Consider the following 14,478-nt stretch of genomic DNA (forward strand, 5'->3'; position numbering starts at 1 on the left):
CATGCATCTGCATGCTGCGTTCCGCAACAAACCGTTTGACACGCTTTCGTTCATCAATAAAAAAGCCCCGCAATTCAATTGCGGGGCTTTTTTGCATCTGCGCGTTTTAGTGACGCGCTAGAGCCGAAGCTTATTCGCCGCTTGCCTGGGCACTGCCGCTGTCGAGCGAACCGTAGAACTTGATCTTGGAACGGGCACGCAGCGCTTCAACATAAGCTTGTGCTTCCGACTGCGCCTCGACTTGCGCGATCTGCTGCTGGGCCGCGGCGAGGCGTTGCGGATCGGTCGGCGCACTGGCCACCACCGAGTTCACGCGATAAATCGCATAGCCGTCGTTGCCGAGATCGACACCGACGTAGGCCGGCAGTTTTTGCGCATCCGCTTTGTAAATTTCGCTCAACGCAGCAGGCGGCACGCCTTGCGCGTCGTTACGCGAGACCTTCAGCGGCGACGAGAAACCCGTAGTGGCATTCGATTTCTGGAATTCAGCCAGCTTCGCGATGCCATCCTTGTGCGCCGCCTCGTTCGACTGAGCCGCGATCACCTTCTGACGCACTGCGTCCTTGATGGTGGCGAGCGCCGGTACGGCGGCGGCCTTGTAGTCGGTCACGCGTGCGGCGATCAGCGTATTGCCGCCGGCGTCGATCGCTTGCGTGTTGTTGCGCGCCGTCACCGCGTCGCTTGCAAACACAGCGGCGAGGAATTTCGCGTTGTTCAGCGGACTATCAGGCGGCAGCTTCGCGTCCGGCTGCGGCGTCACCGTGGCCGTTTGCACTGGCAGTTTGTACTTGTCGGCGGCCGGTTGGAGGCTCTTTGCCTTTTCGTAGACGATCGACGTGAAGCCTTCCGACTCGTCGCTGAAGGTTTTGCTCGCCTGCTGTGTCCTGAGCTCTTTCGCGATCGCATCCTTCACTTCGTCGAACGGCTTCGTGACCGACGGCTTCACGTCCGTGACCTTGACGATGTGATAGCCGAAGTCGCTCTGCACGATGCCGCTGACTTCGTCTTTCTTGAGCGCGAACACGGCGTCGTCGAACGCCTGACCGCCCGCGATCATGCCGCGACCGAAGTAACCCAGATCGCCGCCTTTCGATGCGGAACCCGGATCCTGCGAATTCTGCTGCGCGATCTGCGCAAACTGATCCGGATGCGCCTTGATCTGCGCGAGCAGTTCTTCGGCCTTCTGCTTCGCCTTGGCCTTGTCAGCCGCGCTCGCGTCTTTCGGCGCGGTGATCAGGATGTGGCTCGCGCGCACCTGGCCATCGGTGCGGTACTTCGCGATGTTGTCGTCGTAATATTTTTTCAGATCGGCGTCGCTCGGCTGCACGGCGGCGGCGAGCGCTGCCGGCGACAACACGAGGTACTGGATCGTTGCCGTGGCCGGCGTAGCAAAGTCGTTGCGATGCGCGTCGTAATAGGCTTGCAGTTGCGCGTCGGTCGGCTGCACCTTCGCGGCATAGTCACGCGGATGGAACGCGATACCCTGCACTTCGCGCTGCTGTTCGGCGAGTTCGGTCAGATGCTGCGCGAGGGTCTTCGACGTGAACGCGCTGCCTTGAATGCTGGCCGGCAATTGCTGCGTGGCGATGCTGTAACGCACACGTTCGTCGTACTGGTCGGGCGTCATGCCCTGCATCGCGAGTAATTGCTTGTAACGATCGACATCGATCGAGCCGTCGGGATTCTTCAGCGACGAGATCACCGGATCGTTCAGCAAGACGCGCCGCACGGCGTCGTCGGAAGCGGTCAGATGCAGGCGCTGCGTTTCGTCGGCCATCACGCGCTGCTCGATCAGACCGTCGAGCATTTCGCGACGGCGCTCGGGCGTGTCGAACGATTTCATGTCGAATTGCGCACCCAGCATCTGGCGGGCGCGATCGAGCTGCTGACGCATTGCGTTGTCATACTCAGCGCGGGTGATCTTGTGACCGTTGACGCCGGCGACGTTTGCACTTTCGTCAAAGAAGCCGCGGAAGCCCTGGATACCCACAAAACCCAACCCCGGCACAATGACGAGGATGAGCATGAACATCATCAGGCGTTTGTGATTGCGGAAAAAATCGAGCATGCGTGAGGAGTGCCAAAAACAGAACGCCCGATATTACAACAGCGGGCAATAAAAAAGGCGAACCGGAGTTCGCCTTTCGAGGATACTGGCGGAGTGGACGGGACTCGAACCCGCGACCCCCGGCGTGACAGGCCGGTATTCTAACCGACTGAACTACCACTCCTTATACTGCGCTTACCAAACCGAAACACTGAGCCGAATCTGAAACCGGTGGTGCCGGGAGTCTCGAAGACGGCCCGTTAAGCCTTATGGGGTAAGGCCTACACACAATTCGATCCAACGGATACTATGAAAAATACAACGATCCAAGATTCTGCCGCAAATGTCGCGACTTGGCAACGGAAATCTGACCGCGCCGGCTAACCCGAAGGCATCGCACCGCCTATGTTCCTCGCAACCCATCGAAGAGGCAGGTCCGGATTCCCGCCCCCTGCAGCGGGCATGCCTCCGGACACTATTTACCCAGACACTATTTATATTGGTTAACGGCTTTTGCTGACGTCCGACTGCCGGCCTTGGGAAGTGGTCCTTGAGATCGGGCGACTAAGCTTGCTTCCAGCCCGTTCTTGGCCGGAGACGACCGATCCGCTAGCCACCCGCGGTAGCCCGATAGCCGCAACACGTTGCTCGTGATAAACCCACGTCAGGGGTGAATGGCGCCATCTTTACCGGGCCGTCGACAGGGGCGGCCATACCATTGACTTTCTGCTCCGTGCTCTTCGGGACAAAACTGCAGCTCGGCGTTACTTTGAAAAATCGATCGCCCAGAATGGCGGCATCGAACTGATGCATACGATCGCCAAAGGACAGGTGAAGTGCGCTCGCGGAACCCATCCTTCTACCACTGATCAATTCTACGATCTCGCAACATAAGGAGTACTTTGCATATCGGCCAGCCAGTCGGCTGAACCCGTATTGTAGGCTTCTGGTATAGCGCGAATGAAGTTTGAAACACCTGGGGGTGAGGCATGCCGATTAAGCAAGCATGCGAGACGATTATTTCAGCCAAATCCTGCGATCACAAGAAGGCACCTGCCGGTTTCATACTTTCCCCACAGAAACTAATTGCTGCGACGGGCCTTGCGCCGACGACGATGCCCGCAAGGTCGAAGCCATGAATACATGGATCATGTACCCGGGACAGCCTCATATGGCGTTTGTCATACGCCGTCGGCGGCGTGAAAGCCACTGTCCGCCCCCTGTTTTGCGCACAACTGTTTTGCGCAAAAAGTCACTTTTCGACGCCTCCGAAGCGGCCCATTAAACGCATGGTAGACGTACAATTAGCATTCCTATTCGTAAACATAACCGTTGCGTGATAGTTCGACTCGGCACGAAAGGAGACGTCCCTGCTAGCCGGTGACGATCATCGTGAACGATGTGACAGCGACATGAAGACCTCATCTCCAGAATGGAAATCGGTTCTTTGAATGCCGTTTAGAGCGTGTGTCCAGAGCGCGCATGGACCTCCTGAACAATTGGTAATAAAAAGCGCTGACGGTTTAGCCTTCGCAGGAAGTGCCGCTCGTGTGCCTCTGTCCGCTTCTTGCCAGGCATCACGCTGTCCAGCAACGACAAGGTATTCCCGGGACGTGCAGGCAAAGCGAAATGAGCTTACCCGGCATCCATACGTGCCTGGCGTTTCATTTGTCCTTCAGCAGAAGTGCCGAGCTTTGTGTACATTCGCGCTTGGGTCGCGTTGCGACACATCGGCACGTGTCCCAAGGCAGCCTTCCTTGATGCGCATGTCTTTCTCTGCTAAACGCCGGGCGATTGAAAGACGACGCAAGTTTTATCGACTGATCTTAAGCAGCAGAGCAATTCTCAAGAAATGCAGATTATGCGAAGCCCTAGCCAGTATTCCGTCACGATCGAATATGCCGTCAACTCAAGCGCGTCCTGTACTTGTGTCAGGTACAGGCACGCGGCTGCGGGTCATCGCACGCCGCGCTAGCCTCCTTCAGGACACTCTTACGTTTTACCCCAAGCTCTGGAATTCTCATGCTCGGCCTAGTCCGTATCGCCCTTCGGCGACCCTACACCTTCGTAGTCCTGGCGATCTTCATCCTCATCATCGGTCCTTTGTCCGCGATGAGGACGCCAACCGACATCTTTCCGGATATCAAGATTCCCGTGATCAGCGTCGTGTGGCAGTACACGGGTCTGCCGCCGGACCAGATGGTCGGCCGCATCACCTCGCCATTCGAACGCACGCTGACGACCACTGTGAACGACGTCGAGCATATCGAGGCGGAATCGGTCGCCGGCTTCGGGATCATCAAGATCTTCTTCCAGCCGGGGGTGAATATCAGCACGGCGAACGCACAGGTGACTTCGGTCGCGCAAACTCAATTGCGGCAGTTGCCTGCAGGTACGACGCCTCCTCTGATCCTGAACTACAGCGCGTCGACCGTGCCGATCATCCAGTTGGCGCTGTCCGGCAAGGGACTCTCTGAACAGAACCTCGGTGACCTTGGCCTGAATGCGGTGCGCCCGGTTCTCACCACGGTCGCAGGCGCAGCGATTCCTTACCCGTTCGGCGGCAAGACACGTCAGGTGCAGATCGACGTCGACCCAGTGGCGCTCCAGGCGCGCGGCTTATCCGCGCAGGACGTCGCCAATGCACTTGCCGGCCAGAACCTGATCACGCCGGTCGGCACGGAAAAGATCGGCGACTACGAGTACACGCTGCAACTGAACAATGCGCCGTCGGAAATCAAAGCCTTGGGCGATCTGCCCGTCAAGGCGGCCAATGGCACCACGGTCTATATTCGTGACATCGCGAATGTGCGCGACGGCAGCCCGCCGCAGACCAATATCGTGCACGTCGACGGCCGGCGCTCGGTACTGATGTCCGTGCTCAAGAACGGTTCGGTTTCGACGCTCGGCATCATCTCCGGCATCAAGCAGCGGCTTGCTGCAGGGAAAGCGTCGTGGCCCGCCAACCTGCAGATCGAGCCCATCGGCGACCAGTCGCTGTTCGTACGGGCGGCCATCACCGGCGTGGCGCGCGAGGGCGTGATCGCGGCCGTGCTGACGAGCCTGATGATCCTGCTGTTCCTGGGCAGCTGGCGTTCGACGATCATCATCGCAACCTCAATCCCACTTGCTATCCTCGGCTCCATCGCGACGCTGTCCGCGCTCGGCGAGACTTTGAACATCATGACGCTCGGCGGTCTCGCGCTAGCGGTGGGGATTCTGGTCGACGATGCCACGGTGACGATCGAAAACATCAACTGGCACCTTGAGCACGGCAAGGAGGTGGAGACGGCTATTCTCGACGGCGCCGCGCAGATCGTCACGCCAGCGTTCGTCTCGCTGCTGTGCATCTGCATCGTGTTCGTGCCGATGTTCTTCCTGAGCGGCGTCGCACGCTTCCTGTTCGTGCCGATGGCAGAAGCGGTGATCTTCGCGATGATCTCGTCGTTCATCCTGTCGCGAACCCTTGTGCCGACGATGGCGAAATACCTGCTGAAACAGCATGTAAAGGGCGAGCACGCCGATGAAACCAGCAGTCCCGGTCCGCTTGGGCGTTTCCAGCGTGGCTTCGAAGCACGCTTTGAAAAGGTGCGTAGCGCCTACCGCGGGCTGCTCGAACTCGCGCTGACCCACCGGCGTCCGTTCGTCGCTGGCTTCCTCGGCTTTGTCGCCCTCTCGTTCGCGCTGGTGCCGTTCCTCGGCCGCAACTTCTTCCCTTCGGTCGATTCCGGACAAATCCTGATGCATGTGCGCGCACCGGTCGGCGTTCGGGTTGAAAAGACCGCGCAGATTTTTGCGGAGGTCGAAGGCGCGATCCGCCAGATTGTCCCGCCGGCGGATCTCGGCACCGTGGTCGACAACATGGGTCTGCCAGTCAGCGGCATTAATACCGCGTACAACAACACCGGTACAGTCGGCTCTCAGGACGGTGACATCCAGATCGCGCTGAACGAAGGCCATCGTCCAACCGAAGAGTATGTTCGCATCATGCGCGAGAGATTGCCGCGGGAATTCCCGGGCGTCACGTTTTCGTTCCCGCCAGCGGACATCATCAGTCAGATCCTGAACTTCGGCTCGCCTGCGCCGATCGACCTGCAGATTCGCGGCAATAATCTGAACGCCAACTACGCGTACGCGGACCGTTTGCTGCGCCAGGTTCGCGATGTTCCGGGCGTGGTCGACGCGCGGATCGCGCAGTCGCACGGCAACCCGACTTTCAAGGTCGATGTCGACCGCACGCGCGCGCAATTGCTCGGCATCACCGAGCGCGACGTGACGAACAGCATGGTGGTGAACCTCGCAGGTTCCAGCCAGGTCGCGCCCGCGTTCTGGCTGAACAACGCGAACGGTGTGTCTTATCCGATCGTGATGCAAACGCCGCAATACAGCCTCGATTCGCTTGCGGCCCTGCAAAATCTTCCGATCACAGCCAGCGGCGGAAGCACCGCCCAGATCCTCGGTGGTCTGGCGACAGTCGAGCGCACCAGCAGCAACGAGGTTGTCAGCCAGTACAACATCCAGCCCATGGTCGAGATCTTCGCGACCACCCAGGGTCGCGACCTCGGCGCGGTGGCATCCGATATCCAGCGCATCGTGCACGACAACGCCAGCACCTTGCCCAAGGGCTCGGCCGTCGCGCTGCTGGGCCAGGTGCAGACGATGAACAGCGCCTTTGCCGGCATGTTGTTCGGCTTGCTTGGTGCGGTGGTGCTGATCTATCTGCTGATCGTGGTCAATTTCCAGTCGTGGGCCGACCCGTTCGTGATCGTGACCGCGTTGCCTGCCGCGCTGGCAGGTATCGTCTGGATGCTGTTCGCGACCCACACGACGCTCTCTGTCCCTGCATTGACCGGTGCGATCATGTGTATGGGGGTGGCGACGGCCAACTCGATTCTGGTCGTCAGTTTCTGCCGCGAACGTTTTGCCGTACACGGCGACCCGTTCAAGGCCGCCCTCGAAGCGGGCTTTACGCGTTTTCGCCCCGTGCTCATGACCGCGCTCTCCATGATCATCGGCATGGCGCCGATGGCGCTCGCCCTCGGCGAAGGCGGTGAGCAAAACGCGCCGCTTGGCCGCGCCGTGATCGGCGGTCTGCTGTTTGCGACCACCGCTTCGCTGTTCCTCGTCCCCGTCATTTTTTGTATCGTGCACGCACGCCCCGGGCGCGCGGCTACCCCGGCATCCGTCTCGGGAGGTCCTGCTCATGTCGTCTGAATCTACTTTTCCCACTAATACACCGTCGCGACGCCCGCTTCTGGTAGCAGGCGTGGTCGGCCTGCTGGTCGTCTCAGGCATCGTCGCTGCCGGCATCGCGCTGCGAGCCGCCGATGCCCGCAAGCTAAAAACCTGGACCGACGTCCAGGCCGTGCCGACCGTCAACCTGATCCAGCCCTTGCGTGGCGCCAATGGCCCCTCGCTGCAACTGCCAGGCCGTCTCGAAGCGTTTACGCAGGCGCCGATTTTCGCTCAGGTCAGCGGCTATCTGAAATCATGGAATGTCGATATCGGTGCGCCGGTCAAAACGGGCCAGGTACTCGCCGAAATCGAAACGCCCGAGCTCGACCAGCAGCTATTGCAGGCGCGCGCGGACCTCCAGAGTGCGCAGGCGAATGCGTTAGTTGCGGGTACGACGGCGAAGCGCTGGGAAGCGCTAAGCGGCACGGATTCCGTCGCCCAGCAGGATGTCGACCAACACACCGCTGACTACACCGCCAAGGAGGCGATCGTAGCGGCCGCGAAGGCCAACGTCGACCGCCTCGTCGCCACCAAAGCCTTCGCGCGCATCGTCGCGCCATTCGACGGCGTGGTGACCGCCCGCGATACCGATGTCGGCGCGTTGGTCAACGCCGGCAGCGGCGGTGTAGGACAGGAGCTGTTCGCGGTCTCCGACGTCAAGCAGTTACGCGTGTATATCCAGGTGCCGCAGAATTACGCACCGGCGATACACGACGGCACGACCGCCATTCTGACCGTCCCCGAGTATCCCGACCAGCAGTTCACCGCGCGCGTAGTCGCAGCGGCAGACTCGGTCAATTCGAGTTCGGGAACGACGCTGGTTCAACTGCTGGTCGACAACGCTAACGGCAAGCTGCTGCCGGGTGGGTTCGCCAGTCTGAAATTCTCGTTGCCCGCCTCCGCCGATTCGCTCCGTGTACCGGCCAGCGCACTCGTCTTCGATAGCCGCGGCGTCGTGGTCGCCACGCTTGGTTCGAACGGTCACGTGCTGTTCAAGCAGGTGAAGATCGACCGCGACCTGGGCGACTCAGTGGAGATCGGCTCAGGGCTCGCCGCAACCGATCGCGTGATCGATACACCGCCCGACGGACTCGCTGACGGCGACAACGTGCAAGTTGCGAAGGCGACCGACAAAAAGGCAGCGGCACATGGTTAAGTATGGACTTCCGGCGCTTCTCGCGAGCGTCGTCGCGCTCTGCGCCTGCTCGCTTGCGCCGCAATATCAGGTCCCGCCGACGCCGATCGCTGCGCAATACAAGACGGTTGGCCCGTGGACCACGGCACAGCCCGCCGACCGGATAGACCGCAACGGCTGGTGGAAGATGTATGGCGATGCACAGCTCGACGATCTCGAAGCGCGCCTGCTGGCAAACAACACCGATTTGCGCGCGGCGTACGCACACTATGCGCAAGCGCGGGCTTTCGTGGCGCAGGTCGAATCGGGACTGTACCCGTCGATCAGTGCGAGCGCCGTGCCGCAGCGCGTTCGCCAGTCCGACAACCGGCCTTTGCGTGTGGGCGGCCCGAACGACTACAACTCCATCACGCTTGGCGGCGAAATCAACTACGACCTCGACCTCTGGGGACGCGTGCGCGACTCCGTGGTGGCCGGCAAGGACGAGGCGCAGGCGACCAAGGCCGATCTGGCCTCGGTAAGGCTGAGCCTGCAGGTCGAACTGGCGGACAGTTGCCTCCGCTTGCGCGGTCTCGACCAGCAAACCGAGCTGTTGAACGAGACTGTCGCGGCGTATGCGAAGGCCCTGCAACTCACGGAAACGTTGCACAACAGTGGGATCGTGTCGGGCCTCGACGTTTCCCGAGCGCAAACGCAACTTTCGTCGGCGAAGTCGCAGTTGTCGCAGAACCTGGCGCAACGGGCTCTGATTGAACACGCGATCGCGGACCTGGTCGGCGCCTCCGCGTCCGAATTCAGCCTGCCGCCCCAGACCGCCGCCATCGCGTTGCCGGCGATTCCGACCGGCCTGCCCTCGACGCTGCTGCAGCGACGGCCCGACGTCGCTGCAGCGGAACGCCGGGTGGCCGAGGCCAACGCAAAAATTGGCGTCGCGCGGGCGGCCTACTTCCCGGACATCATGCTCAGCTTGCAGGGTGGTGTGCAAAGCGCAGCCTACGCCGGCCTGGTTAGCGCGCCCAATCTGTTCTGGGCGGTCGGCCCGCAGCTTGTGCAGTACGTGTTCGACGGCGGGTACCGTCGCGCGCAACTCGATTCCGCCAAGGCGGCAACCGAAGAAGCGGGAGAACGTTACCGCGGCGTGGTGCTGTCTGCATTCCAGCAGGTTGAAGACAACCTCGCCCTGCTGTCGTATCTCGGCACTGCGCTTGGTGAGCAACGGGATGCGGCAAACGCCGCCCAGTACTCGGTCGACCTCGCGTTACGCCAATATCGCCAAGGCACCGTGGGTTACCTCGATGTCGTGCAGGCGCAGACCGTCGCACTCGAGGCGCAACGCAGCGTGCTCGATATCCAGACACGCCAGTTGAGCGCGAATGTGCAACTCCTGCATGCGCTCGGCGGCGGCTGGTCGAGCGATGAACTCGCTCAAGCGGCTGCAGCGCCTGCACTCGTCGCGACAGCAACGGAACGCCGCGCTAATTGAGCGCCTCTGCACGGCCACCCAGTCGCATAGGGCAGCCGCCAGGCCTCACACGCGCGCAACGCCAAACGCCTTCACGACGTTCACCCAATACGACGCACCGATAGCCAATGCGTCGTCGTTGAAGTCGTAGTGCGGGTTGTGAAGCGGAGCGCCAGGCTCGGGCCCGTCGACGCCCATCCAGACATACGCACCCGGCCTGGCCTGCGCCATGAACGCGAAGTCTTCCGAGGCCATCGACGGCTTACAGCCCAACGTCACCTTCGCCGCGCCGACGGTCGCGCGCGCCGCATCGAGCGCGACGTCGGCTTCGGCCGGCGCATTGACCGTTGCCGGATAGCCGTAGTGGTAAGACAGCGTCGCTTTCGCGCCATGCGCCTGCGCGGTCAGCGTGCCGATTTCATCCAGCAAGCTCCGTACGCGCTCCTGCACGTTGGCATCGAAGCAGCGTACGGTGCCGCGAATCACGGCGCGGTCAGGCAATACATTCCAGGCCTCGCCGCCATGAACCTGCGTGACGCTCACGACGCATGCTTCTTTCGGCGAGATGCGCCGGCTCACGATAGTCTGCAGCGCGATCACGACATGACTCGCGCAGACCAGCGCATCGATTCCCTCTTCCGGCATTGCGGCGTGCGAGCCTTTGCCGTCCACCAGAATCTCGAAGGTATCGAACGAGGCCATCATCGCCCCACGGTTGATCGCGAAATGGCCGAGCGGCAAGCCAGGCCAGTTGTGCAGACCGAATACCGCGTCACACGGGAAACGCTCGAACAGTCCGTCTTCGACCATGACGCGCCCGCCGCCCGCCACCTCTTCGGCGGGCTGGAAGATCACGTTCACCGTACCGTGCCAACCGGTATCGCGGCTTAACGAAGCAGCGGCGCCCAGCAGCATCGCGGTGTGACCGTCGTGACCGCACGCGTGCATTTTTCCGCGGTGTTGCGAACGGTGCTCGAATTCGTTGTACTCCACCATCGGCAGCGCATCCATATCCGCACGCAATCCGAGCGCAGGACCACTCCCCCTTCGCAGCGTGCCGACCACACCAGTCTTGCCCACGCCCTCGGTCACTTCAAAACCGTAGTCGCGCAGCGCCGATGCCACCAGCCGTGCCGTCGAGACTTCTTCGAACGCGGTCTCGGGGTGCGCATGCAGTGCACGACGCCACGTCACCATCTTGTCGACCAAATCAGCTTCAATCATTGATTACCTCACAAACAGACCGCGGCGCAGCAAGTACCGTTGCACGCCCGGTGGTCAGAGAACTTCACCGCTTCTGCTTCAGTCAGCAGGGCAAAACGGCACGGGCGCAAGGAACACCGATTCCTGATGCACCAGGTAAGGCAGGATGCGAGGCGTGAAGGCTTGCCAACGCGGATCCGCTGCGAGCTTCGCGCGCTGCGCGGCGCGATGCGCGTAGTCGTCGTAGCTCCAGCAGAACACGACCGAATTCAGCGTGCCCGAGTCTTTAGTCCAGCAGCCCTTGAGCCGGGCGTACTGACTGATGATCGCGAGCCCCTCGCGCTCGTAGATTTGCAGAAACTCGCCCACCTTTCCTGCCGTAATCTGATACGTACGCATTTCCACCAGCATGATTGCCTCCTGTTGCAATTCAAACGCTCACAAAACGACGGCCACCGGGCACGCTGTCATGCCGCCCGACAGACCTGTATTCCACTGCAAGTTAGAAGCTGTGTCGGATGCCCACGCGCACCGCGACCTGATTGGGCGTCGACGAAGGTGACAGATAAGTCAGATCGGCTACCGCAGCGTGTCCCGTCGAATCGACGCCGCTGGCGCGTTGCCAGGCAACGATCAGGTAAGTGAAAGTACGTTTCGAAAATGAATACTCGGAACCCGCGGCCACCTGGTTGTAGTGCGCATGCGGTGACGACGTGTAGTCGTAGGTCAGACCCGCCATGACAGCAGGTGTAAAGCGATGGCTGACGAATGCTTCGTAAGAATCGAGTGTTGCCGAACCCTGAAACGTGGTGCTGGCTGTCGCGACTGCATTGTTAAAGCGCGTGTCGGTGTAAAGCGCGCCTAGTGTCGTCGCACCGAACTGATAGTTGCCGCCCATACCGAGGGTCTGCATGCTGTGCGCGGTGGCATAGCCGCTGTAGATCGGGTTCGTCACCGGGTTCGTAAACGCCCCACCGGCTGTCGCCCCCGTGGCGCCGTCAAAACGCGTCACCGCCGGGTTGTTGACGTAGAGATACGCGGCCGCCAGCTTCAGCGGACCGTTCGCATAGCTCAGGCCGAAGCCGTACTGCCGCGACGCGCCGACCGAACCCGCCACGCCGCCAAAGCTATAGAGCGCGCCCGCCGTGATACCGTGATACGTCGGGCTCACATACTTGACCGAGTTGCTGACGGGATACGTGCCCCAGATTCCGTCCACGTCGCCCGCATGCGACGACAGCGAGCCGCCGAACGCCAGCGAAGAAGTCAGCGGCTGCAGATTGGTCACCATGAAGTCATACTGCCGCCCAAGGCGCACGCTGCCGTAGTTGCCGGACAAGCCCACATATGACTGACGGCCGAACAGCCGGCCGTTATAGCCGAGCTTGCCGCTGTTTACGTCATAGCCGCTCTCGAGCTGGAAGATTGCACTCGTGCCACCGCCCAGATCCTCGCTGCCCAGCAGGCCGAACTTGCTTCCGCCCAGACCACCGCTGAAAGTCTGGTAATTGGCATGTCCGCCCTGATTGTTGGTGTAGGTAATGCCATCGTCCGCGACGCCGTACAGGGTCATGCTGCTTTGCGCCTGAGCTGCCTCTGCAAGGCAGGTCATCGCCATTAGGACAACTATTTTTTTGCTCACGAGAATTCCTGTCGAATGAAAAATGGATCTGATCAAACGCTGAACTACAGAACGAACAAGGTTGCCACTGGAATGGCTTGTGATCCACGCGCAGCGCGCTCACGCATTGCAGCGCCGAGGTTCCTTACTTCTCGAAGCGGTGCCCGGTCTGCACGCAGGCCGGGCACCACCATCGCGACGCGGACCGTCAGGCCGCGTGCCCAATCAAAAATCCCACCAGCAATCCGAGCAGACCCGAACCTGCACCGACCAGCCAGACCCGCAGACCCGGTGTCGGGCCAGGTTTGGGCGTGACGGTGGACGGCTTCGTCCCGCCGTGCGCCTGACGTTGCACGCCGCCGGTCAGTGGCCCGTCGTCCGGCTGTGCCTGCGGCGCCGGCTCGATGACTTGCAGGGAGTCCACGAGCGCCGCCTCCTTTTCGATGTGCGCCTTCAGCGCGCCGAAGAAAGCGTCGAGATTCTTGCCCGCTGCGGACTGAATCAGGCGGGACCCCACGCTCATGAGCTTTCCGCCGATTTCGACATCCGCGTCGTACACGAGCACGGTTGCCTCGGCTTGCGGTTCGAGCTGCACGCGCGCAGTGACCTTGGCAAAGCCAACCGCGCCCGCGTTGCCCGTGCCGACAATCGTGTAAGCCCTGGGCGGATCAAGGTCCGACAGCTCCACATTGCTTTTAAAGGTCGCCGCCACCGGACCCACGCGAATCTGCACGGTCGACTCAAAATGCCGCTCGTCCAGCATCGCAAGCGATTTACACCCGGGCAGACACGCCTCGAGCACGGCAGGATCGTTCAGCGCACGCCACACGGCTTCGGGCCGTGCAGGGAGAATGCATTGATCAGCTAGCTTCATCGCCACACCTCAGCGCTCGTAGAGTTTGAACAGCGCCTGGGTGCCGTTGCGCGTAAAGCCTTGCTCAGCGAGTTTCTGATAAAGGCTGCGCACCAGATCCAGACCCGGCAACTCACGTCCCATGTGAGCGGCTTCCTCATGCGCAAGCCGCATGTCCTTGATGAAATGCTCGATAAAGAAGCCTGGCGCGAAATCGCCTTTCGCGATGCGCGGCCCCAGGTTATTCAACTGGAAGCCGCCCGCCGCGCCGCCGCCGATCGCGCTCAATACGGTCTGCGCATCCAGTCCGGCGCCGTGCGCATAGGCCAGGCCTTCGCACACGCCCAGCATCGTCGATGCGATCACGATCTGATTGCACAGCTTGGTGTGCTGACCCGCGCCCGGCCCGCCTTGCAGCACGATGTTCGTGCCGAGGCAGCGCAGCATCGGCTCGACGCGCGCGAGCACGTCGGCCGCGCCGCCCACCATGCTGGACAGCCGCCCCTCGCGCGCGCCGACATCGCCGCCCGAAACCGGCGCGTCCAGCATGTGCACGCCGCTGGCTGCAGCGTGCGCGGCTAGCTCTTCGGCCAGTTGCGGACTCGAGGTCGTCATGTCGATCAGCACGGCATCGCGCCGCGCGTTCACGATCAGACCGTCGTCGCCGAGGTACAGCGCGCGCACGTCGTCAGGCATGCCGACGATCGTGATGACCACGTCGGACGCTTCAGCGAGCGCCTTCGGGGTGGCGTGCCAGGATGCGCCCGCCTCGATGAGCGGCTCGGCCTTCGCACGCGTACGGTTATAGACGTGCAGCGGATAGCCGGCTGCGGCGAGTCGCGCCGCCATCGAGGCGCCCATGATGCCGAGGCCGATAAAGCCGACAGCGGGTTTGCTTGCAGATTGATTCATGATTGTCTGA

Annotated in this window: 9 protein-coding genes, 1 tRNA gene and 1 pseudogene; 4 read left to right on the plus strand and 7 right to left on the minus strand. The window is 61.5% G+C overall.

Annotated elements, in window-relative coordinates; all coding sequences use genetic code 11:
* Positions 1 to 130: 130 nt before the first annotated feature.
* On the minus strand, positions 131 to 2,068 hold the full coding sequence (locus SB772_RS11100; RefSeq protein ID WP_410833305.1) for a SurA N-terminal domain-containing protein: 1,938 nt from the start codon (positions 2,066 to 2,068) through the stop codon (positions 131 to 133).
* 86 nt (positions 2,069 to 2,154) lie between these two features.
* Positions 2,155 to 2,231 (minus strand) — tRNA-Asp (locus SB772_RS11105).
* Between the two features lie 479 nt (positions 2,232 to 2,710).
* On the opposite strand from SB772_RS11105, the pseudogene SB772_RS11110 reads away from it, so the two are divergent.
* The 4 genes and pseudogenes from SB772_RS11110 to SB772_RS11125 form a co-directional block, all read left to right on the plus strand.
* A pseudogene (locus SB772_RS11110) lies at positions 2,711 to 2,833 on the plus strand (DDE-type integrase/transposase/recombinase); the annotation flags it as partial.
* A 1,236-nt stretch (positions 2,834 to 4,069) separates the two neighbouring features.
* Positions 4,070 to 7,261 carry an efflux RND transporter permease subunit gene (locus SB772_RS11115; protein WP_410833306.1) on the plus strand — a complete coding sequence of 1,064 codons (3,192 nt, stop codon included), beginning with the start codon at positions 4,070 to 4,072 and terminating at the stop codon, positions 7,259 to 7,261.
* A complete protein-coding gene (locus tag SB772_RS11120) occupies positions 7,251 to 8,438 on the plus strand; it encodes an efflux RND transporter periplasmic adaptor subunit (RefSeq protein ID WP_410833307.1) in 1,188 nt (395 codons plus the stop codon). The genes SB772_RS11115 and SB772_RS11120 overlap by 11 nt, the downstream gene beginning before the upstream one ends.
* Entirely contained in the window at positions 8,431 to 9,900 is a 1,470-nt protein-coding gene (locus SB772_RS11125; protein WP_410833308.1) for an efflux transporter outer membrane subunit, read from the plus strand. Before SB772_RS11120 ends, SB772_RS11125 begins: the two co-directional genes overlap by 8 nt.
* 45 nt (positions 9,901 to 9,945) lie before the next feature.
* Here the strand turns inward: SB772_RS11125 and SB772_RS11130 are convergent, their stop codons facing one another.
* The 5 genes from SB772_RS11130 to SB772_RS11150 form a co-directional block, all read right to left on the minus strand.
* The gene (locus SB772_RS11130; RefSeq protein WP_410833309.1) at positions 9,946 to 11,103 is read right to left on the minus strand and encodes a M20 aminoacylase family protein; all 1,158 of its coding nucleotides are present in this window, start codon (positions 11,101 to 11,103) and stop codon (positions 9,946 to 9,948) included.
* 78 nt (positions 11,104 to 11,181) lie between these two features.
* On the minus strand, positions 11,182 to 11,493 hold the full coding sequence (locus tag SB772_RS11135; protein ID WP_410833310.1) for an NIPSNAP family protein: 312 nt from the start codon (positions 11,491 to 11,493) through the stop codon (positions 11,182 to 11,184).
* Positions 11,494 to 11,584: 91 nt separating this feature from the next.
* The gene (locus tag SB772_RS11140) at positions 11,585 to 12,724 is read right to left on the minus strand and encodes a porin (protein WP_410833311.1); all 1,140 of its coding nucleotides are present in this window, start codon (positions 12,722 to 12,724) and stop codon (positions 11,585 to 11,587) included.
* A 187-nt stretch (positions 12,725 to 12,911) separates the two neighbouring features.
* The gene (locus tag SB772_RS11145) at positions 12,912 to 13,577 is read right to left on the minus strand and encodes a CoxG family protein (RefSeq protein WP_410833312.1); all 666 of its coding nucleotides are present in this window, start codon (positions 13,575 to 13,577) and stop codon (positions 12,912 to 12,914) included.
* Between the two features lie 9 nt (positions 13,578 to 13,586).
* Positions 13,587 to 14,468, minus strand: coding sequence for an NAD(P)-dependent oxidoreductase (locus SB772_RS11150; RefSeq protein WP_410833313.1), 882 nt, complete (start codon positions 14,466 to 14,468; stop codon positions 13,587 to 13,589).
* Positions 14,469 to 14,478: the final 10 nt, after the last annotated feature.

This window comes from Paraburkholderia sp. SIMBA_030, from assembly GCF_046535245.1.
Lineage (GTDB): Bacteria > Pseudomonadota > Gammaproteobacteria > Burkholderiales > Burkholderiaceae > Paraburkholderia.

Excerpts from the sequence above, each read along its gene's own strand:
- SB772_RS11100 (WP_410833305.1), bottom strand. The coding sequence starts at position 2,068 with ATGCTCGATTTTTTCCGCAATCACAAACGCCTGATGATGTTCATGCTC.
- SB772_RS11115 (WP_410833306.1), top strand. The coding sequence starts at position 4,070 with ATGCTCGGCCTAGTCCGTATCGCCCTTCGGCGACCCTACACCTTCGTA.
- SB772_RS11120 (WP_410833307.1), top strand. The coding sequence starts at position 7,251 with ATGTCGTCTGAATCTACTTTTCCCACTAATACACCGTCGCGACGCCCG.
- SB772_RS11125 (WP_410833308.1), top strand. The coding sequence starts at position 8,431 with ATGGTTAAGTATGGACTTCCGGCGCTTCTCGCGAGCGTCGTCGCGCTC.
- SB772_RS11130 (WP_410833309.1), bottom strand. The coding sequence starts at position 11,103 with ATGATTGAAGCTGATTTGGTCGACAAGATGGTGACGTGGCGTCGTGCA.
- SB772_RS11135 (WP_410833310.1), bottom strand. The coding sequence starts at position 11,493 with ATGCTGGTGGAAATGCGTACGTATCAGATTACGGCAGGAAAGGTGGGC.
- SB772_RS11145 (WP_410833312.1), bottom strand. The coding sequence starts at position 13,577 with ATGAAGCTAGCTGATCAATGCATTCTCCCTGCACGGCCCGAAGCCGTG.
- SB772_RS11150 (WP_410833313.1), bottom strand. The coding sequence starts at position 14,468 with ATGAATCAATCTGCAAGCAAACCCGCTGTCGGCTTTATCGGCCTCGGC.